A 19,600-nucleotide genomic window follows, 5' to 3' on the forward strand; every position below is an offset into this window, starting at 1 on the left:
GCGCGACGGTGCTTTCCGTGAACGGCCCGTAGCGCCCCCTCGACGGACGTGCGCCGCGCTCACCCGCTCCTCACAGCTTCTAACGCTTCCGCCTTGGAGGTCGAATCTACCAAGGCCTCGGCGATAATCCGCTCAACTAGTTCGCCATAGCTGATGCCCTTTTGCCGTGCCTGCTCGGGGACGAGGCTGAGAGGAGTCATGCCTGGCTGGGTGTTGACCTCAAGCAAGTATATGCCCGCTTCGCCCTGCGTATCGTCCCACCGGAAATCAGAACGCGACGCGCCCTTGCAGCCGAGCAGCCGGTGCGCCGCCAGCGCCATTTCCAGCATTTCCTGGGCAATATGCGGAGGGACGTCGGCCGGGCATACATGCTCCGTCAGGCCATCGGTATATTTAGCGTCGAAATCATAGAATCCGGCCTTGGGCTTCAATTCGGTAACGCACAGCGCTTCGTCACCCAGCACGGCGACGGTCAGTTCGCGCCCGCGGATAAACGGCTCCGCCAGCAGCCGCTCGAAGTGCAGCCACGGTCCTTCCGCCTTGGCGCTGATCGGCAATCCATAATTCCCCTCGTCGGTGACGATTGCCACGCCGACCGAACTGCCTTCATTGACCGGCTTCAGCACATAGGGCCGCGCCATCGGATCGCCTTCGTAGAGCGTCTTGCTCTCGACCACCTTGCCCTTGGGCATGCGCACGCCATGCGGCACCAGCACCGCCTTGGTCAGTTCCTTGTCGATGGCAATGGCCGAGGTAGTCAGGCCCGAATGAGTGTAGGGAATTTCCATCAGGTCCAGCAGGCCCTGGATCGTCCCGTCCTCACCTGGCGTCCCATGCAGGGCATTGAACACCACATCGGGCTTAATTTCCGCCAGCCGCTGGGCGACATCATGACCCATGTCGAGTGGCGTGACCCGGGTGAAACCTCGCTCCTTGAGCGCCTTCACGATCCCCTCGCCGCTCATCAGCGATACCGGCCGTTCGGACGACCAGCCGCCCATCAGGACAACGATATTAAGGTTCCGGTCGAGCTCCTGAGCCACTCCTACGCCACTCCGATCCGTTGGATTTCCCATTCAAGGGTTATGTTGGTCTTGTCCTGTACCCGGCGCCGGACTTCCTCGCCCAATTGCTCGATTTCCGACGAGCTAGCGTTACCGAGGTTGAGCAAGAAATTGCAATGCTTCTCCGATACTTGCGCGTCACCTAGCCGGAGGCCCCGGCATCCCGCCGAGTCGACCAGCGCCCAGGCCTTGTGCCCCGGCGGGTTCTTGAAGGTCGATCCGCCTGTGCGGCTGCGGAGCGGTTGCGATTCCTCGCGAGCCGCGGCGATGCGGTCCATTTCCGTGCCAATCATCATCGGGTCTCCGGGGATGCCGCGAAATACGGCCTCGACCACCACGGCGCCCTCGGGCAGCTCCGAATGGCGATAGGTATAACCTAGCCGCTCGGCCGGCCATTCCTCGACCGTGCCGTCCTTCAGCACGAGCGTGCAGCCGACCAATATGTCCTGGACTTCGCGGCCATAAGCACCGCCATTCATCCGCACGAAACCGCCGACGGTTCCGGGAATCCCGCGCAAGAATTCAAGCCCCGCGATCCCCGCGTCGCGAGCCGTGGAGGAAACGAGAATTCCGCTCGCCCCGCCACCGCACTTCAAGGTCACGTCATCGAGCCGCTCGATCTTTGAGAAAGCCTTGCCCAGCCGCACGGTGACGCCCGGAACGCCGCCATCCCGGACGATCATGTTGGAGCCAAGGCCGAGCGCCATCACCGGAGTATCGGGCCCCAATTCCCGAAGAAACTGCACCAGGTCGTCGCGATCTGCCGGTTCGAACAGCAGCTCCGCGTTGCCGCCCGATTTGAACCAAACTAGCGGCGCCAGCGGCGCATCGGACTTAAGCTTGCCGCGCACATCGGGAAGCGTTTTCGTCACCGTCACTTCGACGCCCTCGCCTTTCCGATTCCGTCGGCCAGTCCCGCCGCCCATTTGGTGATGTCGCCGGCGCCCATGCAGATGATCATGTCGCCTTCCGCCGCGAGGTCGCGCAGGTTCGCGGCGAGGTCGGCGGGGCCGTCGACCGTCTTGACCATGCGGTGTCCGCGCGATCGCAATCCCTCGGCTAACGTGTCAGAACTGATCCCCTCGATCGGTTCCTCGCCCGCCGCGTAGACCGGCGTCACGAACACCACGTCGGCATCGTTGAAGGCGTTCTGGAAGTCGTCCATCAGGTCGCGAAGCCGCGTGTAACGATGCGGCTGCACCACCGCGATGACCCGTTCTTCGGCTGCCTCGCGCGCCGCCGCCAGCACCGCGCGGATCTCGGTCGGGTGATGGGCGTAATCGTCGATGATGGTGGCACCGCCCACTTCGCCGACCTTGGTGAAGCGGCGCTTGACGCCTGTGAACCGCTCGAACCCCTTGACGATGATCTCGTCAGGCAATTTGAATTCAATGCCCACTGCAATTGCCGCTAACGCGTTGAGCACATTGTGCCGGCCCGGCATCGGCACGAATATTCCCTCGATCGTCCGCCGCTCGCCGTCGCCCTGACGGATCGACACGTCGAACCGGCTGCCGCCATTTCCCGGCTGGATATTGTCCGCGCGAAGGTCGGCCAGCGCCGAGGTGCCGTAAGTGACGATCCTACGGTCGCGGATGCGGCTCAGCACCCCCTGCACTTCGGGATGGTCAACGCACATTACGGCAAGGCCGTAGAAGGGCACATTCTCAACGAACTCGACGAAGGCATCCTTGATCGCGTCGAAGTCGCCGTAATGCTCGAGATGTTCGGGATCGATGTTGGTGACCACCGCAATCGTCCCGTCGAGCCTCAGGAAACTGCCATCGCTCTCATCGGCCTCGACCACCATCCAGTCGGATTTGCCGAGCCGGGCGTTGGAGCCATAGGCATTGATCACCCCGCCATTGATCACCGTCGGATCAATCCCTCCGGCGTCGAGCATGGCGGCGATCATCGAGGTGGTCGTGGTCTTGCCATGGGTGCCGGCGACCGCGACGGTCGATTGCATCCGCATCAACTCAGCCAGCATTTCCGCGCGACGTACGCGGGGGAGGCGCCGCTCAGCCGCAGCTTGAACCTCGGGGTTATCCTCGCGAATAGCCGTCGAGCAGACGACGACCGCAGCATCGCCGAGATTGTCGGCGCTCTGGCCAATCATCACTGGGATACCACGCTTCCTAAGGCCTTCTGTCACATAGCTTTCGGTCTGATCAGACCCCTGAACCTTATAGCCCAGGTGATGCATGACTTCGGCGATCCCGGACATGCCGATGCCGCCGATACCGACGAAATGAATCGTCCCGATCTCGGTCCCCATCGCCTTCATGCGGGCACTCCCATGCCGCTCGGTGCCTGCATTGCAAAGGGCTCCGCCTTGCCGACCAGCAGCGGCGCCGCGCCGCCAGCGATCCGCTCGACCAGGTCGGCAAGATCGTGGGTCGCATGCGGACGCCCGACCGACAGCGCCCGCTCGGCAGCATTGGACAGCGCCTGCGCGTCTCCAGCGATTGCCGCAATTTGCGCACTCAGCACCTCAGGCGAGAACTCGTCTTGTGGGATCATCCGTGCCCCGCCCGCCCTGGCCATCTCGCGCGCATTGACGGTTTGGTGATCGTCGGTCGCGATCGGCAGCGGAATGAGGATCGCCGGCCGTCCCGCCGCGGTAAGCTCGGCAATGGTCGATGCGCCGGCCCGGGCGATCACCAGATGCGCCTCCGCCAGCCGGTCGGGCATGTCCTCGATATAGGTCAAAAGCTCAGCCGGGATGTTGAGCGCGGCATAACGGTTGCGCACCGCCTCGATGTCGTCCGGCCGGCACTGCTGGATGACCTGCAGGCGATGGCGGAGTTTCGGCGGCAGCATGCCCAGCGCGTCGGGCACCACCTGCCCCAGTACCGTTGCCCCCTGACTCCCCCCGGTGACAAGAATCTTGAGCGGTGCGGTATCGTCGAATTCGGGGAAGGGCATCGTGCCGAGCCGCGCAACCGACTCCCGCACCGGATTGCCGACCAAAGCGACCTTGGCGGTATGCCGGGGCTTCAGGCGCTCAACTTCCGGATAGGCCGTGGCGATCGCGGCTGCCCTTCCGGCAAGCAACCGGTTGACCCTGCCAAGGACGGCATTCTGCTCATGAAGAATGGTCTGGATACCGAGCGCGTTCGCCGCCAGCAGAGCCGGAAATGCCGGATATCCGCCAAAGCCGACCACCGCGTCGGGGGTAAACTCGCGATACAGCGCTTTCGCCTCGCGCCGCCCGGCCATTACCGCGAACAGCGCCTTCACCCATCCGATCGGCCCGCCGCCGAGGCGTCCCGCGGGCAGGATATGCGTCGGCACGCCTTCGAACAGCGCCGGAATTCTCGCCCCCCGCTCGTCGGTGACCAGCATCACGCCATGTCCGCGCGCCTTCAATTCGGCGGCAAGCGCATGAGCCGGGACCATATGCCCGCCGGTTCCGCCGGCAGCCAAAGTGATGTTCATCCGCGAATATTCTCCCCGCCCCATTTCACCACATAGGGCGAGCGCGTCAGATAGGGGTTTCGCCGCGTGAAGGCGAGCAACAATCCCATCGCGATCGACAGCGCCAGCATCGAGGAACCGCCATAGCTGATGAACGGCAAGGTCATGCCCTTCGACGGTGCAATCTGGACATTGACCGCCATGTTGATCAGCGCCTGTAGCCCGAACTGGATGACGAGACCGGCGGCGGCGAGGATGGCGAAGGAGGATTCCTCGTCGAGCAGCTTGATCAGCACCCGCGCGACGATAGCGAGATAGAGAAGCGCGATCATCAGGCAGGCGATCAGCCCGAACTCCTCGCCGATCACGGAGAAAATATAATCGGTATGCGGCTCGGGCAGGCCGAACTTCCGAGTCCCCGCCCCCGGGCCCATCCCGAATAGACCGCCCGCGGTCAGCGTGCGCATCGCGTTTTCAACCTGAAAATTGTCGCCCTCGCCGAACAGGAAGCCGTTGATGCGCGCAGTCGCCACATCATAGAAGAAATAGGCGAGGACGACCCCGACCAGCCCGGCAATGCCGAGGCCGACCAGGATGCGCAGGTTCAATCCCGCGATCGCCAGCATCGCAATCCACACCGCGGCAAAAATAATGGTCGAGCCGAAGTCGGGCTGGCGCATAAGCAGCACCGCGACCACGCCAGTGATCACCGCCGAAAGTGTGAAGATCGGAAGCGATTTGTCGCTTTCGCGCAGCGACAACAGCCAGGCCATCGACACGACGAAGAAGGGCTTTAGAAACTCCGACGGCTGGAACTGGCCGATTCCGAGGTTGAGCCACCGCTTGGCCCCGTTCACTTCGGCCCCCAGCATCGGCACCAGCGCCAGCGCAACCATGCACACCAGTGCCCCAATCAGTGAAAGCCGCCGCAATCGTTCGCGCGGCTGCATCGAAATGGCGATCATCACCGGAAGGGACAAAGCGATCCAGGCGATCTGCCGGTAGAAATAATGAAGTTCGGCGAAGTGAACCGACCCGCCCGAATAGCGCTGCGCGGCGGCGGGAGAAGCAGCCGCGACCGCGATCAGCCCGACCCCGATCAGTACCGCAAGCAACAGCAGAAGGACCCGGTCGATTTCCCAGAACCAGCGACCGGTGGCCGACCGGTCCGACCGACCGTAGCGATTGGGATCGACCAGCGCGGCGCCCGCCTTGATCTTGCCGGTGATCGTCTGGTTCATAATTCCCCCACCAAGGCGCGGAAGGCATCGCCCCGCGCCTCGAAATCCCTAAACTGGTCGAATGAAGCGCATGCCGGCGACAGCAACACGGTGTCGCCAGCTTGTGCCTCCGACGCGGCAGCTTTCACCGCCTCGGCCAGCGTCACACACTCTGCCACGGCCATCTGCGGGGACAAGAGGCTGGCGAACATTTCTCCCGCCTCGCCAATGGTATAGGCTTTGCGCACATGCCTGAAATGCGGCGCGCATTCGTCGAGATTGTCGGTCTTGGCCTGCCCGCCGAGAATCCAGCGGATTTTCGGGAAAGCCGCCAACGCCGGCGCCGTCGCGGTAGGGTTGGTCGCCTTGCTGTCATTGACGAACAAGACGCAGTCCTTCTCGCGCACCCGCTCCATGCGATGGGGCAGGCCGGGGTAGGTGCGGAGACCATCGGCCAACCTCCACGGTGCAATTCCTAATTCTTGGGACACCGCCGCGGCCGCCACAGCATTTTGAGCGTTATGCGGGCCCTGCAATGCCGGCCATTCGGCCTGATCCATAAACTGATCGCCGTCGACACAAAGATGCGGTCGCTTCCAGATCAGACCGCGCTTTGCAACGGTGGGACCACGCCAGTCCCGACCCTTGGTAGTGCTCACTGGAATAAGTCGATCTCCGAGGGTTTTGGCGATCTCAAGGCTCGGCTCGTCATCCAATGCAATGATGGCGGAATGTCCATTGGACTGCATTTCGAATAGCCGCGCTTTGGACGCCGCATAGGCCTCAAACCCATCATACCGGTCGAGGTGATCGGGCGTAATGTTGAGCAGCACCGCGACGTCGCAATCGAGGCTCTTGGTCAGGTCGATCTGGTAGCTCGACAGTTCGAGCACATATACCCCGCCCTCGGGCAGTGGGTCCTGCGCCAGGATGGGCAGGCCGATGTTGCCGCCCATCTCCGTCGGCACGCCCGCAGTCTTCAATAGGTGGTGGATCAGCGCGGTGGTGGTCGACTTGCCGTTGGTGCCGGTGATCCCGATCACCTTGTGCGGCGACAGCTCGGCCCGCGCCCGGGCAAACAGCTCGATATCGCCGATGATCTCGACGCCGGCGTCCGCCGCCCGCTGCGCGATCGGGTGGCGGTTGAGCGGCAGTCCCGGCGTCACGATGATGGAGTCGAACCGGGAGAGGTCGCTGTTTACGAAATCCTCAAGCTCGACGCCGGCCGGCACCTTGGCCCGCGCCTCCGGCTTATCATCCCACGCCGTCACCTTCGCGCCGCTGGCGACCAGCGCTTCGACCGTCGCCAGGCCGCTTCGAGCGAGGCCAAGGACGGCATAATATTTTCCGGCGAAGGCCCTGGCGGTGATCACCTCAGCTTCAGGGTCGACAAGCCGGCGAGCGCGAGGATGAAGCTGATGATCCAGAAGCGGATCACAACCGTCGGTTCGCTCCAGCCGAGATGCTCGAAATGATGGTGGATCGGCGCCATTCTAAAGATGCGCTTGCCGTAGCGCTTGAACCAGAACACCTGAACGATGACGCTGACCGCCTCCAGCACGAAAAGGCCGCCGATGATCGCCAGCACGAACTCATGGTGGGTGGCCACCGCGACCGCGCCCAACGCACCGCCGAGCGCTAGGCTTCCGGTATCGCCCATGAAGACCGCCGCCGGCGGCGCGTTGAACCAAAGGAAGGCTAGCCCCGCTCCGACGATCGCGAGCAAAAGCACGGTCAAGTCGCCCGCCCCCGGCACGTGCGGAATGCCGAGGTAGGTCGCGAATTTGGCGTTGCCGCACAGGTAAGCGATCAGGGTGAAGGCCATGCAGGCGATGATCACCGGCATGGTCGCCAACCCGTCGAGCCCGTCGGTCAGGTTCACCGAATTGCCGAAGGCGACGATGACGAAGGCGCCGAACGCGATATAGGCCCAGCTGAGGTCGATCACCGCCCCCTGTACGAACGGTAGGTAGAGGTGCGTCCCCGACATCCGAACCATCAGCCAGGTGGCGAACCCGGCGATCGCAAACTCCAGGAACAGTCGTGTCCTGCCCCTGAGGCCCGCATGGTGGGCTTTCTTGACCTTGTCGTAATCGTCGAGGAAACCGATCAGACCGAACCCGCCGGTCACCAGCAGGCACGACCAGACATAGACGTTAGTCAGGTCCATCCACAGCAGGACGGAGGTTGCCACCGAAATCAGGATCAGCAGCCCGCCCATCGTCGGCGTGCCCCGCTTGGCGAGATGGCTCTGCGGTCCGTCGGCGCGGATCGGCTGCCCCTTGCCCTGCTTGGCGCGCAGCCAGCGGATGAACATCGGACCGAACAACAGCCCGATGGCAAGTGCGGTCGCGGTCGCCGCGCCCGCCCGGAAGCTGATGTAACGGATGAGGTTGAGGAGGCCGGGAAACCCGAGCTGCTCGGCGATCCAATAGAGCATTAGGTTCTAGGTCCCTTATCGGCGAATGCCATCTCCGTGCCCCCTGCCATCCGCTCGACCAGCTTCGCAAGCCCGATCGAGTTGGACGCCTTGACCAACACCGCGTCGCCGGGCCGGACGAGGCCCGCCAACAGCTCGGTCGCTTCGTCAACATTGGCCGCCCGCTCGACGGCCACGGCGCCGTTCAGCGCATCTTCCAGCGGTCGCATTTCTTCGCCGACCAGGATCAGATGATCGACCCTAGCCTCGCGCACCGCCGGGGCCAGCCCCGCGTGAAGTTCGTCGGCATGCCCGCCCAATTCGCGCATCGGGCCGAGAACGGCGATCCGCCGCACGACATCGCGCTCCTCGCCGAGCGCTTTCAAGGTCGCCGCCATCGATGCCGGGTTGGCGTTATAGCTCTCGTCGATCAGCATAAAATTGCCGCCGTCAATTGCCAGCCGGTGCCGCTCGCCGCGGCCCTTCAGGCCGCCCATGTCGGCCAGCGCCAGACCGGCAATGGCCAGGTCGGCACCGACCGCTTCTACCGCCGCGAGAACCGCCAGCGAATTGGTTACCCAATGATCGCCGCGCTGCGCGATCGTATAGGTAAGTTCGCTTTCCATCAGCCGCGCCGTGACCAGGCTTCCGCCCTTGTCGGCCCTGACGGCGTGAATCGCCGCAACGTCGGCATCGCCATGGCCAAAGGTTATCGTGCGGTCGGCGAAACGGCGCGCGGTTTTGACCAGTCGGTCGCGATACGGCGTGTCTTCGGGTATGATGGCGATGCCCTCTGGCTCCAGCCCCTCGAAAATCTCTGACTTGGCGTCCGCAATCGCCTCCATCGAACCCAAATATTCGATATGGGCCGAGGCAATCGTCGTGATCATGGCGACATGCGGGCGGACCAGCCGGGTGAGAGCGGCGATTTCGCCCGCCCGATTCATTCCCATTTCAAGCACCGCAAATTCGCTGTCGCGCGGCATCCGCGCGAGGCTGAGCGGCACGCCGGTGTGGTTATTGTAGCTTTTGACCGAACGATGGACCTTACCCTTCGCGAACCGCTCGAGCGCCACATAAAGCGCTTCCTTGGTCGATGTCTTGCCGACCGATCCCGTAACGCCAAGCACCTTCCCGCTCATTCGCCGCCGTGCCTCGATGGCAAGGTCGGTAAGCGCCTTGGGCACATCCGCCACCAGCACGTGCGGCCCCTCAACCGGCTTGGCGACCAGCGCTGCGGCCGCGCCGGCGGCGAATGCCTTGGGAACGAAATCGTGTCCGTCCGCGACCGTTCCCGGCATGGCTACGAACAGCCAGTCATGCTCCACCTCGCGGCTGTCGAAAGTGACACCCGAAACCTCGAACGGGTCGCCATGCAGCGTTCCGCCGGTAGCGGCGACGATTTCGCCGCTCGTCCAGAGGGCTGTCATGCTGCGCATTCCCGCGCCACGGTCACATCGTCAAATGGAAGCACCTGGTCTCCGATTATCTGTCCTTGTTCGTGGCCCTTGCCGGCCACCAGCACAATGTCGCCCGCCTTGGCCATGTCGATCGCCTCGGCGATTGCCGCACGCCGGTCGCCAACCTCGATCGCACCGGGCGCGCCCGCCAGAACGGCCTTGCGGATTGCCGCCGGATCCTCGCTCCTGGGATTATCGTCGGTGACGATGACCACGTCGCTCAGTCGCGCCGCGGCTGCTCCCATTTCCGGGCGCTTGCCATGATCGCGATCGCCGCCCGCGCCAAGCACGGTAATCAGCCGCCCTTCGACGTGGGGACGAAGCGCTTCGATCGCCGCCTCGATCGCGTCGGGCGTATGCGCATAGTCGACATACACCGGCGCACCAGCGGGGCTGATCACCGCCCGCTCCAATCGCCCGCGAACCGGTGAAACGCGACCCATTCCGCTCAACGTCGTGGCCCAGTCGCCGTCGGTCGCCAGGACCAGTCCGGCGGCGGTCAAGACATTGTTCATCTGGTAAGCGCCGATTAGCGGCAGGCTGAGCTTATAATCCTTGCCCGCATGCCGAAGTAACAGCTGCTGGCCGAGCGGAGTCGACTGGCGCGACACCAGCTCGATCGTATCGGCCCCCGGCCCGACCGTAATCAGCTTGAGTCCTCGTCGCGTCGCATGTCCGATCACTTCCCGTGACTTGGGATCGCCGGTCCAGACAACTGCCGTCCCATCGGCCGAAATCACTTCGTCGAACAGCCGCATCTTGGCCGCGAAATAAGCATCCATCGACGGGTGATAGTCGAGGTGGTCTCGGCTGAAATTGGTGAAGGCGGCGGCTTTCACCGGAACGCCTTCGGCACGATATTGGTCGAGGCCGTGGGATGAGGCCTCATACGCCACATGGCTTATTCCCATCCGCTCCATGCCGGCCATGTTGGACAGGAAAGTGACGATGTCCGGGGTCGTCAGCCCGGTCTTCACCTGGTCATCGGCGGTCGTGACGCCAAGTGTCCCGATCGATGCTGAACGATGCCCCGCCATCCGCCACAGCTGGCGGGTCAGTTCGACCGTCGAGGTCTTCCCGTTGGTCCCGGTTACAGCGGCGATCGTTTCGGGATAGGGCGCGAAGAAGCGGGCGGCGAGTTCGGCGAAGAGTTTGCGCGGTTCGTCCGCGGCAAGATGCGGAACACCTTCGACTTTCGCTTCCGGGCGCGCCACGACGGCCGACGCTCCGCGCCTTATCGCTTCGGCGATAAAATCTTCTCCATTGAAGCGCGCTCCGCGGAACGCGCCGAAGATATTGCCCGGTGCGACCTTGCGATGATCCAGCGCAAAGCCCGTCACATCGGAATCGTCCGCGATACCGGCGAGATCGCCCAGGAGCATGTGATTATTGCTCCGCTTTTTCTTGAACGAAGGGCAACACCTCGGCCATGTTGGGCTCACGATTCATGTCGGGGCGCACGCCCAGCATCGGCGCGATCCGGCTGACGGTCTTGGAAACGACCGGCGCGACGTTCCAGCCCGCAGTATGGAATCCATAAGTTTCGGCGGTGGCCTTGGGATCGTCGAGCATGACGACGATCACATAGCGCGGTTCGTCCATCGGGAACACGCCAGCGAACGATGTCACCACTGCGGCCGAAGTATAGCGCCCACCGACGATTTTTTCGGCAGTGCCGGTCTTCCCGCCGATCCGATAGCCTGGGGCGTCAGCCTTCTTGCCGGTCCCGTTGGTTACCACCAGGCGGAGGAGAGCCCGCATCTTGTAGCTGGTTTCCTCCGTAAACACCCGGTGCCCTTTTCCCGCCGGATGATCGCGCCCGACCTTCAGCAGCGTGGCGGGTCGATAGATGCCTCCATTGAACAAAGTCGCATAACCAGTTGCGAGGTGCAGCGGGGTGACAGCGATGGCATGTCCAAAACCGACGGTCATCGTTTCGAACGGGCCCCAGCGGCTGCCCGGCGTCAGGGTCCGCCCGCGTTCCATCAACTCGACATTGACCTTGTCGAGGAAGCCCATTTTCCTGAGGAACGCCTCCTGCCGCGGTTTGCCCAGCTGGGCGGCGATCTGGGCCGTACCGATGTTCGAGCTTCGCATCATGATTTCGGATACCGAGCAGGCTCGGCCAAACGGGTGGGTATCGGTGATCGTGTGGCCAAAGGCGTGGAGCGCGTCCGGACAAGGATACATTTGCCCCATCGACTTCACTACGCCCGAGTCCATCGCCATCGCCACCGTGAATGGCTTGAAGGTAGAGCCAAGCTCGTAGACGCCGAGCGTCGCCCGATTGAACCGCGCTTCGGGCGTGCCTTGCCCGGCGGCATTGGGGTTAAGCTGTGGCAGCGAGGTCATAGCCAGTATCTCGCCGCTATGAATGTCCATGATCACTCCGGCAGCGCCGATGGCCGAGAAATGGGTCATCGCCTCGTTCAGCTCGTGCTCGAGCGCCTGCTGGATGCGGCTGGAGATGGACAGGACGATCGGCTGGCCACGCCGAGCGGGATCGCGCAGCTGCTCATCGAATGCGCGTTCGATGCCGGCATTTCCCTTTCCATCGACGTCGGTGAAACCGACGACGTGCGCCGCAAGGCTGGTTTGCGGATAGAGACGATCTGGCTCGCGCTCGAGTGCCAGTCCCGGCTCGCCGAGTGCGTTGATCGCCGAAACCAGCCCGGGCGGCGCGCGACGGCGGAGATAATAGAAGCTGTGATTGGAACGCAGCATCGCCAGGTAGGCGGCCGCGTCTTTCTCTGGCATCAATTCGGCCATCTTCCGGGCGAGGTCGAGCCTGTTGCCGATCACCTTTGATGGCTGCAGCCCGATGGTCCAGGCGTCGATCGTCCGCGCCAGCGCCTGGCCGTCGCGGTCGACGATGTCACCGCGCTCCGGGGTCAGGTCGATCTCTCCGCCCTTGCGGCCGGCATGATCGCCGAATGCGGCAAGATAGATGAGCCGAAGCGCGATGATGGCGATGATCCCGCCATAAACCAGCATTCCGAACATCAGCCGCTGGTGCATCAGCGCGAGGATCTGCCGCCGCTGTCCGACCAGACGGAGCCGCTCGGGCCGTGCGACGAGAGCGGGCGTCGGGGCGTTCATCAGTCGGTTACGCTGTCCTTGGGTTGTGGCTTGGAGCTGATCCCTGCGGCGGATGCCGCGGGCGCAGTGCCTTTGGCCTTGGCCTTTGTTCCTGGCAAGGGCGATAGCGGATCAGCCGTCGCGCTTTTCACCGGCTTCGTCGCAGCGGCGGCTTTCATCGGTTTTGCAGTGGAGACCGTGATCGGCCTCGACTCCGTCGGCTTGGCCGCTGCTGGCTTTTCCGGAAGGCTGTAGCTGGCGACATGCATCATCTCGCTGACCGGGCGCGATGCATGTGATGAAGCATCGGGCACGTCCGCATCGCCCGTCAGTGTCGGCTGGGTCGCTTGGTCAGCTACAGGCGCCGATGCCAGCACCACCGGTGCTTCGATCGCCGGCTTCTGTTGCGGCGCGACGAGCGTCGCCAACTGGAATCCGCCGTCGACGAACTGATCGGCATTGGGCGCCGACAGGCGGATGAACCTGACATTCCACCGCTCCAACTGGGCCAGCCGTCCGCGCGTTCCGATCTCGGTCTGCAGAAGGCGGATGTCGCGCTGGGTCATGGCAATGCGGGTCTCCACCTCTTCCAGCGAAGCGCGCTCCGAGGCCACGCGCAATGATACGAGGTAGAAGCCAAGCGCCGCGCCAACCACTGCGCCCGCCGACAGCACCGATCCAAATCCGCGCGCGCTCATGCGGCCTTCTCCTGGTCCCACGCGGGCGCCGCGGTGCGGACCGCGGTACGGAGACGCGCCGAGCGCGCGCGCGGGTTTCGGGCCAGCTCGGCCTCGGAAGGTGAGACCGGCTTGGCAACTTGTTCGAATGTCGGCGCGGGGCCGGCAGCGGCCATCGGGCGATGGCGCGATCCGGCGGGCGTTGCGCCGCTGCGAGTACGGAGGAAGCGCTTGACGATCCTGTCCTCAAGGCTGTGGAAGGTAACCACCGCCAAGCGGCCGCCGGGACGAAGCGACCGCTCGGCGGCGCGGAGCCCTTGTTCCAGCTCGTCAAGCTCGGCGTTGAGATGAATCCGAATGGCCTGGAAGGTGCGGGTCGCCGGATCGCTCTTCTGTCCCTGGCGATAGCCCAATGCCCTGCGCACCACCGCCGCCAGCTCGGCCGTTCGGGTAAGCGGCCTTGCAGCGACGATGGCGCGGGCAACCGCGCGTGCGCGCGGCTCCTCACCATATTCCTTGAGGACCCGGGCAATTTCGGCCTCGTCGGCATGGTTGAGGAAATCTGCGGCGCTCGTCCCCGACTGGCTCATACGCATGTCGAGGGGACCGTCGTTCGAAAATGAAAAGCCCCGGTCGGCCTGGTCGAGCTGCATCGATGAAACACCGATGTCGAGGGCGATGCCGTCGACCGGCAACAAGCCGCGCTCGGTAAGCACCCGATCCATCTGGCTAAAGCGTTCCTGGACCAGCAGCAGGCGCGGATCAGGGACGAGTGACGGCCCCTTCGCGATCGCATCGGGATCGCGATCGAAGCCGATCACCCGTCCCGCCCCCCTCCCAAGGAGAGCTCGCGTATAGCCACCTGCGCCAAAAGTGCCGTCAACTAGGGTCTCGCCGGGGACGACGGCGAGACCCTCTACGACCTCGTCTAACAGGACCGGCAGATGGGATGCCTTGTCGATCACAGCCCGCGCTCCTCTAAGCGGAAGCGGGCAATATCCTTCATGTCCTCGGGCACGTTCTTGTCGGCCAGGAACAGCTTCGGGTTCCACAGCTGGAAGGTCTCGCCGACGCCGATGAACAGGGCGAGGTCTTCCAGCTGGCCCTTCCGGCGCATCATCGGGGGCACGATGATTCGGCCGGAGGAATCATAGGGAACTTCTTCGGTGGCCCCGAACGCCATCATTGTCCGGCGCGCATGGTCCAGCTCGGCGGCGGGGTCGGTCTCCTGCTTCTCCAGCAGGCGCTCGATCTTTTCATGCTTCAGCGCGGCGTAGGCGGGGTCATAGGCGCTGAGGCAGGGAAAGGCGTCATGCTTGGCAAGGACGATGGTGCGGGCGTCGCCTCGGCGTTCGATGACGGAGCGCAGGAAGGCGGGCACGGAGACGCGACCCTTCGCGTCCACCGCGTTCAAAGCACTGCCCTGAAACAGATGCTCTAATGCCACGTCCTACCCCTCGGCGCGGCAAAGCTCCCCCGTTCGCAGAATGCACGGTTCCCCGTGCGCTCTGCGACCTGTTCGACTCAATACAGGTTTGCCCCGCGCTACTATGAGTGTTGGTAACTCAAGCGCGGGCGGGATACAATGGATTTTGATGCCATATCGTGGGAATTCATGCCCTGTGGCGGATTTTCAACGGTTTTTCAGGCTTTCTTAACGCCTTGTTCCATGCCTGTTCTTACTGAGCGACCCTGTGGATAAGATTGTTGGCAATGGTGCGGGACTCGCCTGCCCTAGCGGCTTTCCAGTCTCGCCAGCTCGATAACGAGCAGGTCCAGATTTTGCTCGGTCGAGCCTTCGAGAGACCCTTCCCCCTCGACATTCAGCCAATCGGCGTCGGCGATCACGGTCGCGGCTCCTTTGCCAACTCGGCAACGGGCGACGAACCCGCCACCGGCAATGACGCAGCTCCGGCTCTCCAACTTTCCGGGGGACGACGCGGCAATGGTCAGGTCGCCATTGACAATCGACGCTGGCCCCTCGGGATCGGGCCCGCTGAGGTGAAGGCCCCAATGCTGCAGAAGGCCGGTGTCGGCAAATGCCGGAGGCGGGCGCAGCTTGTCGCCGAGCGGCCGTTCGCTTGGCCAATCGAGTCGCGGATCGGCGAGCAGGAGCACCCGCCCGCCCCTGCGCACCCATTGGTCCAGTTCAACCAGCGCTTCGGCAGGTTGCGCGCGCGGATGGGCCATCAAAAGCAACTTCTGGCCGCCCAGGCTGGCAGCGTCGGCCACCCCGATTGGCAGCACATTATAACGCTGCTCCAGCCGCCTAAGCGCCGCCGATCCGCCGCTTTCTAGGCCAAAGCTTTCGCCAAACACCAATGGCAGGCTGGTAAGCAGGGCCAGTGTCGGCCGTTCTGCTGGCGCGCGAGGGGCCGGCACCTGTGCGCCCTTCATGCCGACGCCGATTACCGCGGCGCCCGCCAGCACGATGACGACGACGGCGGCCGGCAGCGTCCTTCGGTTCACGGAGCCTTCGTGTCTTCCGGTTCGGACGATTCGTTTGTCGATGTCCCGGTGCCTGGCGCCGCGCCGATCTCGGCCAGCGGCTCGTTCGGTTCTTTGGGCACCGCAAGCTCGTTTTGTGCGTTCGTGGTCAGCGCATCGTCACCCGATCGGCTGATCGCTGTTCCGAGCAGGACGAGCAGGAACACAAACGCCAGTCCGGTCAGGCCGATCCGGATGCGCTGAATCCGTTCTTCCTTGTCGACACGGCTCATGAGTGCCAACCTATGCCCAGCAGTGATCCTTTGCAACGAAGGCAAAGGCTTTACGCGGGATGTCGCTATCGCCAAAGGGCACAGTCATGATTCGCAAGCTCACTCTCATCACCCTGGGCGCCGTGGCGCTCGCCGCCTGCAACAATGAACCCATCGTCGGTGGCGAACAGCCCGACCCGATGAAGGAAGAGCTGGCAAAGGCCGCGCCGGTCGAACTGCCACCGGCAATTGCCTCCAGCAAGACCTACCGCTGCAAGGACAATGGCCTGGTCACGATCGATTGGCTCCAGGGCGGCAAGGGCGCCTATGTCCATGGCGAGGGCACGGCCCAGACCCATCTGAAGCCGGCCGCACCGGTCGACGGCAAGCCGGCGAGCACGCAACTGCTCGCCGAGGGCGGCTATGCCCTGACCGGCGAGGCCACCAAAAGCAGCATCACCGTCACCCTGCCCGGCAAGGGCACGCAGGTCTGCCACGTCTAGAATTTAAGGAGAGGCCCCCGGCGCAGGGACACCCATCAAGCTATTGCGTTGATGGTACCCGAGGCCGGGGGCCTTTTCAGTTCAGGCCAGTTCCGACTGCTTCTGCTTGGAGCTCCACTGCTTCATTCGCGATTGGAGCTCGTCTTCCGGCACGTCCTCGACGTGGGTCGCCAACGTCCATTGGTGGCCGAACGGATCCTCCAGAGTTCCCGCACGATCGCCATAGAATTGGTTTTCGACGGCACGTTTTTCGGTCCCGCCCGCATCGACCGCCTTTTGGAAGGCGGAATCGACGTCGTTGACGTAGATCAGCAGGCTGACGGTGGTTCCGTCGCGCGCCTTGGGGCTAAAATGCCCCATGTCGGGGAATTCGTCGGCCAGCATGACATAGCTGTCGCCAATCTTGATTTCGGCATGGCCGATCCGGTCGCCCATCGGTAGCCGGAATTTCTCCACGGCCCCGAACGCCTTCCTGTAAAATTCGATCGCCTTCGCGCCATCGTCGACGATCAAGTAGGGCGTGACGCTGTGATATCCTTCGGGAATTGGTTTGGGCATGCTTTGCCTCCTTGTCCGAGTCCCCTCCGCCGGGTGCTTTATCCGCCGCGACTGTGGCGGAAGCAATTCAACGACTCATGCTGAAATGGCAGCCAACGCGCCCACGTCGCCGTTCGCCGTAAAGCGCCCGCTAGCCCCGGAGCCGCATCGCGGCTAAGGGGCCGCGCATGAGTGTTTTGGAAGCCCCCGCCATCACCCCCGAAATCGTCGCCGAGCACGGTCTCTCGCCGGAAGAATATGACCGCGTCCTGCACGCCCTCGGCCGCGAGCCGAACCTGGTCGAACTCGGCATCTTCTCGGTGATGTGGTCTGAGCATTGCTCCTACAAAAGCTCACGTGTTCACCTGAAGAAGTTGCCGACCGAGGCGCCCTGGGTGATCTGCGGCCCCGGCGAAAATGCCGGCGTAATCGACATCGGTGACGGCCAGGCCGCCATCTTCAAGATGGAGAGCCACAACCACCCCTCATACATCGAACCTTACCAGGGCGCGGCGACCGGGGTCGGCGGTATATTGCGCGACGTCTTCACCATGGGGGCACGGCCGGTGGCCAACATGAATGCGCTGCGCTTCGGGCGGCCCGACCATCCCAAGATGCGCCACCTCATCGCCGGCGTCGTCTCGGGCATCGGCGGCTACGGCAATTGCGTTGGCGTTCCAACGGTCGGCGGCGAGGTCAATTTCGATGCCGCCTATGACGGGAACATCCTGGTCAATGCCATGACCGTCGGCGTCGCCAGCACCGACAAGATTTTCTATTCGGCCGCGACCGGCATCGGCAATCCGATCGTCTACGTCGGCTCCAAGACCGGACGTGACGGGATCCATGGCGCGACTATGGCCTCCGCCGATTTCGACGAGAATAGCGACGAGAAGCGCCCGACCGTCCAGGTCGGCGATCCCTTCACTGAAAAGCTCCTCATCGAGGCTTGCCTCGAGCTGATGGCGACCGACGCGATCGTCGCCATCCAGGACATGGGGGCCGCCGGCCTCACCAGCTCCTCGGTCGAAATGGCTTCCAAGGGAGGCGCCGGCATCCGACTCGACATGAACATGGTGCCATGCCGCGAGGAGGGCATGACGCCCTATGAGATGATGCTCAGCGAATCCCAGGAGCGGATGCTGATGGTGCTGAAGCCCGGCCGCGAAGCCGAGGCCGAGAAAATCTTCAAAAAGTGGGAGCTGGATTTCGCGGTGATCGGCGAAGTGACCGACACCGGCCACATGGTGCTCGAATTCGACGGCGAGGTAGTGTGCGACATTCCGCTCGGACCGCTGGCCGGCGACGCTCCCGAATATGACCGGCCGCATTTGAGCCGCAACGAGTATAAGTCCTGGGCCCAGGTCAGGCCGCTCGGCGACATTCCCGAGAGCACCGACATCGCCGCGGACCTGCTCAAGCTGATGGCCTCCCCCAACCTCGCCTCGCGGCGCTGGATCTGGGAGCAATACGACAGCCAGGTCGGCGCCGACACCGTGCAACGCCCCGGCGGTGACGCCGCCGTGGTTCGCGTCCATGGCACGAATAAGGCACTTGCAATCACCACTGACTGCACCCCGCGCTACTGCTACGCCGATCCCTATGAGGGCGGGAAGCAGGCGATCGCCGAAGCCTACCGCAACCTCTGCGCGGTCGGCGCGCGGCCGCTTGCGGTCACCAACTGCCTCAATTTCGGCAACCCGCAGCGGCCCGAGATCATGGCGCAGTTCGTCGGCTGCCTCGAAGGCATGGGCGACGCCTGCCGCGCCCTCGACTTTCCGGTCGTTAGCGGCAACGTCAGCCTCTATAACGAAAGCAAGGCCACCGGCGGAGGCAGCGCTATTCTCCCTACCCCCGCCATCGGCGGCGTTGGATTGCTGGAGGATTGGCGAAAGAACGCTGGGATTGCGTACGGGGAGGGCGAATACCTTGTGCTCATCGGCCATAGCGATAGTCAGGTCGGCCAATCGCTATGGCTGGAAGTTTGTCACGGCCGTCGCGACGGTGCGCCCCCTGCAGTCGACCTTGCTGTCGAGAAGCGTGCGGGCGAACTCATTCGCCGTCTTGCCAGGGAGAGCGTCGTCAACGCAATCCACGATTGCTCCGATGGCGGAGCTGCCGTCGCTGTGGCCGAGATGGCGCTTGCAGCGAATATTGGCATGACCATGACGATTGTCCCACAGATTCCTAATGCTGGCGCGATCCTTTTCGGCGAGGATCAGGGTCGCTACGTCGTATCGACATGCGACCCTGAGAAGGTTCGGCAACTCGCCAACGAAGCACAGTTGTTCGCGGTGGAAATCGGGCTCACCGGCGGGGATGAGCTGGTATTCGACCTTGTCGATCGCGGCGGCCGGCAATCACTTTCGTTGGCCGATCTCCGATCGGCGCACGAAGGCTTCTTCCCCGCGTTGATGCAGGGTGAGTTGTAAGAGCCCCCGGAGCGGATGACGCTCGGCCACTGGATAGCGACGTTAGGCCATTCGCCCGCTTGACTTGGTCTCGCCCACTGCCAGCCTCAAG

The 19,600-nt window shown here is 63.6% G+C and carries 18 protein-coding genes; 2 read left to right on the forward strand and 16 right to left on the reverse strand.

Translation table 11 applies throughout. The features are described 5' to 3' along the window. Positions 1–59: 59 nt before the first annotated feature. From LVY65_RS11330 to LVY65_RS11400, 15 genes are all read right to left on the reverse strand, one after another. Positions 60–1,076, reverse strand: a complete 1,017-nt coding sequence (locus tag LVY65_RS11330; protein WP_408021991.1) for a D-alanine--D-alanine ligase — start codon at positions 1,074–1,076, stop codon at positions 60–62. Continuing rightward, positions 1,046–1,990, reverse strand: coding sequence for a UDP-N-acetylmuramate dehydrogenase (gene murB / locus LVY65_RS11335; protein ID WP_235068357.1), 945 nt, complete (start codon positions 1,988–1,990; stop codon positions 1,046–1,048). Before murB ends, LVY65_RS11330 begins: the two co-directional genes overlap by 31 nt. Next, complete coding sequence (murC, locus tag LVY65_RS11340) at positions 1,939–3,351, reverse strand: UDP-N-acetylmuramate--L-alanine ligase (RefSeq protein ID WP_235068358.1); 1,413 nt, start codon at positions 3,349–3,351, stop codon at positions 1,939–1,941. The genes murB and murC overlap by 52 nt, the downstream gene beginning before the upstream one ends. Then, the gene (gene murG, locus LVY65_RS11345) at positions 3,348–4,505 is read right to left on the reverse strand and encodes an undecaprenyldiphospho-muramoylpentapeptide beta-N-acetylglucosaminyltransferase (RefSeq protein ID WP_235068359.1); all 1,158 of its coding nucleotides are present in this window, start codon (positions 4,503–4,505) and stop codon (positions 3,348–3,350) included. Before murG ends, murC begins: the two co-directional genes overlap by 4 nt. Next, positions 4,502–5,725, reverse strand: coding sequence for an FtsW/RodA/SpoVE family cell cycle protein (locus tag LVY65_RS11350; protein WP_235068360.1), 1,224 nt, complete (start codon positions 5,723–5,725; stop codon positions 4,502–4,504). The genes murG and LVY65_RS11350 overlap by 4 nt, the downstream gene beginning before the upstream one ends. After that, the gene (murD, locus tag LVY65_RS11355) at positions 5,722–7,077 is read right to left on the reverse strand and encodes a UDP-N-acetylmuramoyl-L-alanine--D-glutamate ligase (RefSeq protein WP_235068362.1); all 1,356 of its coding nucleotides are present in this window, start codon (positions 7,075–7,077) and stop codon (positions 5,722–5,724) included. Before murD ends, LVY65_RS11350 begins: the two co-directional genes overlap by 4 nt. Continuing rightward, positions 7,074–8,144, reverse strand: coding sequence for a phospho-N-acetylmuramoyl-pentapeptide-transferase (gene mraY, locus LVY65_RS11360; RefSeq protein ID WP_235068363.1), 1,071 nt, complete (start codon positions 8,142–8,144; stop codon positions 7,074–7,076). The genes murD and mraY overlap by 4 nt, the downstream gene beginning before the upstream one ends. After that, positions 8,144–9,553 carry a UDP-N-acetylmuramoyl-tripeptide--D-alanyl-D-alanine ligase gene (locus tag LVY65_RS11365; protein ID WP_235068364.1) on the reverse strand — a complete coding sequence of 470 codons (1,410 nt, stop codon included), beginning with the start codon at positions 9,551–9,553 and terminating at the stop codon, positions 8,144–8,146. The genes mraY and LVY65_RS11365 overlap by 1 nt, the downstream gene beginning before the upstream one ends. Beyond that, positions 9,550–10,965, reverse strand: a complete 1,416-nt coding sequence (locus tag LVY65_RS11370) for a UDP-N-acetylmuramoyl-L-alanyl-D-glutamate--2,6-diaminopimelate ligase (protein WP_235068365.1) — start codon at positions 10,963–10,965, stop codon at positions 9,550–9,552. Before LVY65_RS11370 ends, LVY65_RS11365 begins: the two co-directional genes overlap by 4 nt. Positions 10,966–10,969: 4 nt before the next feature. After that, positions 10,970–12,682, reverse strand: coding sequence for a peptidoglycan D,D-transpeptidase FtsI family protein (locus tag LVY65_RS11375; RefSeq protein WP_235068366.1), 1,713 nt, complete (start codon positions 12,680–12,682; stop codon positions 10,970–10,972). After that, complete coding sequence (locus LVY65_RS11380; protein ID WP_235068367.1) at positions 12,682–13,359, reverse strand: hypothetical protein; 678 nt, start codon at positions 13,357–13,359, stop codon at positions 12,682–12,684. The genes LVY65_RS11375 and LVY65_RS11380 overlap by 1 nt, the downstream gene beginning before the upstream one ends. After that, on the reverse strand, positions 13,356–14,300 hold the full coding sequence (gene rsmH / locus LVY65_RS11385; RefSeq protein ID WP_408021996.1) for a 16S rRNA (cytosine(1402)-N(4))-methyltransferase RsmH: 945 nt from the start codon (positions 14,298–14,300) through the stop codon (positions 13,356–13,358). The genes LVY65_RS11380 and rsmH overlap by 4 nt, the downstream gene beginning before the upstream one ends. After that, positions 14,300–14,785 carry a division/cell wall cluster transcriptional repressor MraZ gene (locus tag LVY65_RS13375; protein WP_235068369.1) on the reverse strand — a complete coding sequence of 162 codons (486 nt, stop codon included), beginning with the start codon at positions 14,783–14,785 and terminating at the stop codon, positions 14,300–14,302. The genes rsmH and LVY65_RS13375 overlap by 1 nt, the downstream gene beginning before the upstream one ends. A gap of 287 nt (positions 14,786–15,072) precedes the next feature. Continuing rightward, on the reverse strand, positions 15,073–15,807 hold the full coding sequence (locus LVY65_RS11395) for a GldG family protein (RefSeq protein WP_235068370.1): 735 nt from the start codon (positions 15,805–15,807) through the stop codon (positions 15,073–15,075). Next, complete coding sequence (locus LVY65_RS11400; protein ID WP_235068371.1) at positions 15,804–16,058, reverse strand: hypothetical protein; 255 nt, start codon at positions 16,056–16,058, stop codon at positions 15,804–15,806. The genes LVY65_RS11395 and LVY65_RS11400 overlap by 4 nt, the downstream gene beginning before the upstream one ends. 86 nt (positions 16,059–16,144) lie before the next feature. Here LVY65_RS11400 and LVY65_RS11405 point away from each other — a divergent pair, with 86 nt between their 5' ends. After that, positions 16,145–16,540 carry a hypothetical protein gene (locus tag LVY65_RS11405; RefSeq protein WP_235068372.1) on the forward strand — a complete coding sequence of 132 codons (396 nt, stop codon included), beginning with the start codon at positions 16,145–16,147 and terminating at the stop codon, positions 16,538–16,540. Between the two features lie 81 nt (positions 16,541–16,621). On the opposite strand, the gene LVY65_RS11410 is transcribed toward LVY65_RS11405, so the two are convergent. After that, the gene (locus tag LVY65_RS11410; RefSeq protein ID WP_235068373.1) at positions 16,622–17,098 is read right to left on the reverse strand and encodes a VOC family protein; all 477 of its coding nucleotides are present in this window, start codon (positions 17,096–17,098) and stop codon (positions 16,622–16,624) included. A gap of 167 nt (positions 17,099–17,265) precedes the next feature. Between LVY65_RS11410 and purL the strand changes: the two genes are divergently transcribed. Beyond that, the gene (gene purL, locus LVY65_RS11415) at positions 17,266–19,509 is read left to right on the forward strand and encodes a phosphoribosylformylglycinamidine synthase subunit PurL (protein ID WP_235068374.1); all 2,244 of its coding nucleotides are present in this window, start codon (positions 17,266–17,268) and stop codon (positions 19,507–19,509) included. Positions 19,510–19,600 lie beyond the last annotated feature (91 nt).

The organism is Sphingomonas cremea (assembly GCF_021502585.1).
Lineage (GTDB): Bacteria > Pseudomonadota > Alphaproteobacteria > Sphingomonadales > Sphingomonadaceae > Sphingomicrobium > Sphingomicrobium cremea.

Coding starts and splice junctions, on each gene's coding strand:
- LVY65_RS11330 (WP_408021991.1), bottom strand. CDS start 1,076: ATGGGAAATCCAACGGATCGGAGTGGCGTAGGAGTGGCTCAGGAGCTC.
- murB (WP_235068357.1), bottom strand. CDS start 1,990: ATGGGCGGCGGGACTGGCCGACGGAATCGGAAAGGCGAGGGCGTCGAA.
- murC (WP_235068358.1), bottom strand. CDS start 3,351: ATGAAGGCGATGGGGACCGAGATCGGGACGATTCATTTCGTCGGTATC.
- murG (WP_235068359.1), bottom strand. CDS start 4,505: ATGAACATCACTTTGGCTGCCGGCGGAACCGGCGGGCATATGGTCCCG.
- LVY65_RS11350 (WP_235068360.1), bottom strand. CDS start 5,725: ATGAACCAGACGATCACCGGCAAGATCAAGGCGGGCGCCGCGCTGGTC.
- mraY (WP_235068363.1), bottom strand. CDS start 8,144: ATGCTCTATTGGATCGCCGAGCAGCTCGGGTTTCCCGGCCTCCTCAAC.
- LVY65_RS11365 (WP_235068364.1), bottom strand. CDS start 9,553: ATGACAGCCCTCTGGACGAGCGGCGAAATCGTCGCCGCTACCGGCGGA.
- LVY65_RS11370 (WP_235068365.1), bottom strand. CDS start 10,965: ATGCTCCTGGGCGATCTCGCCGGTATCGCGGACGATTCCGATGTGACG.
- LVY65_RS11375 (WP_235068366.1), bottom strand. CDS start 12,682: ATGAACGCCCCGACGCCCGCTCTCGTCGCACGGCCCGAGCGGCTCCGT.
- LVY65_RS11380 (WP_235068367.1), bottom strand. CDS start 13,359: ATGAGCGCGCGCGGATTTGGATCGGTGCTGTCGGCGGGCGCAGTGGTT.
- LVY65_RS11400 (WP_235068371.1), bottom strand. CDS start 16,058: ATGAGCCGTGTCGACAAGGAAGAACGGATTCAGCGCATCCGGATCGGC.
- LVY65_RS11405 (WP_235068372.1), top strand. CDS start 16,145: ATGATTCGCAAGCTCACTCTCATCACCCTGGGCGCCGTGGCGCTCGCC.
- LVY65_RS11410 (WP_235068373.1), bottom strand. CDS start 17,098: ATGCCCAAACCAATTCCCGAAGGATATCACAGCGTCACGCCCTACTTG.
- purL (WP_235068374.1), top strand. CDS start 17,266: ATGAGTGTTTTGGAAGCCCCCGCCATCACCCCCGAAATCGTCGCCGAG.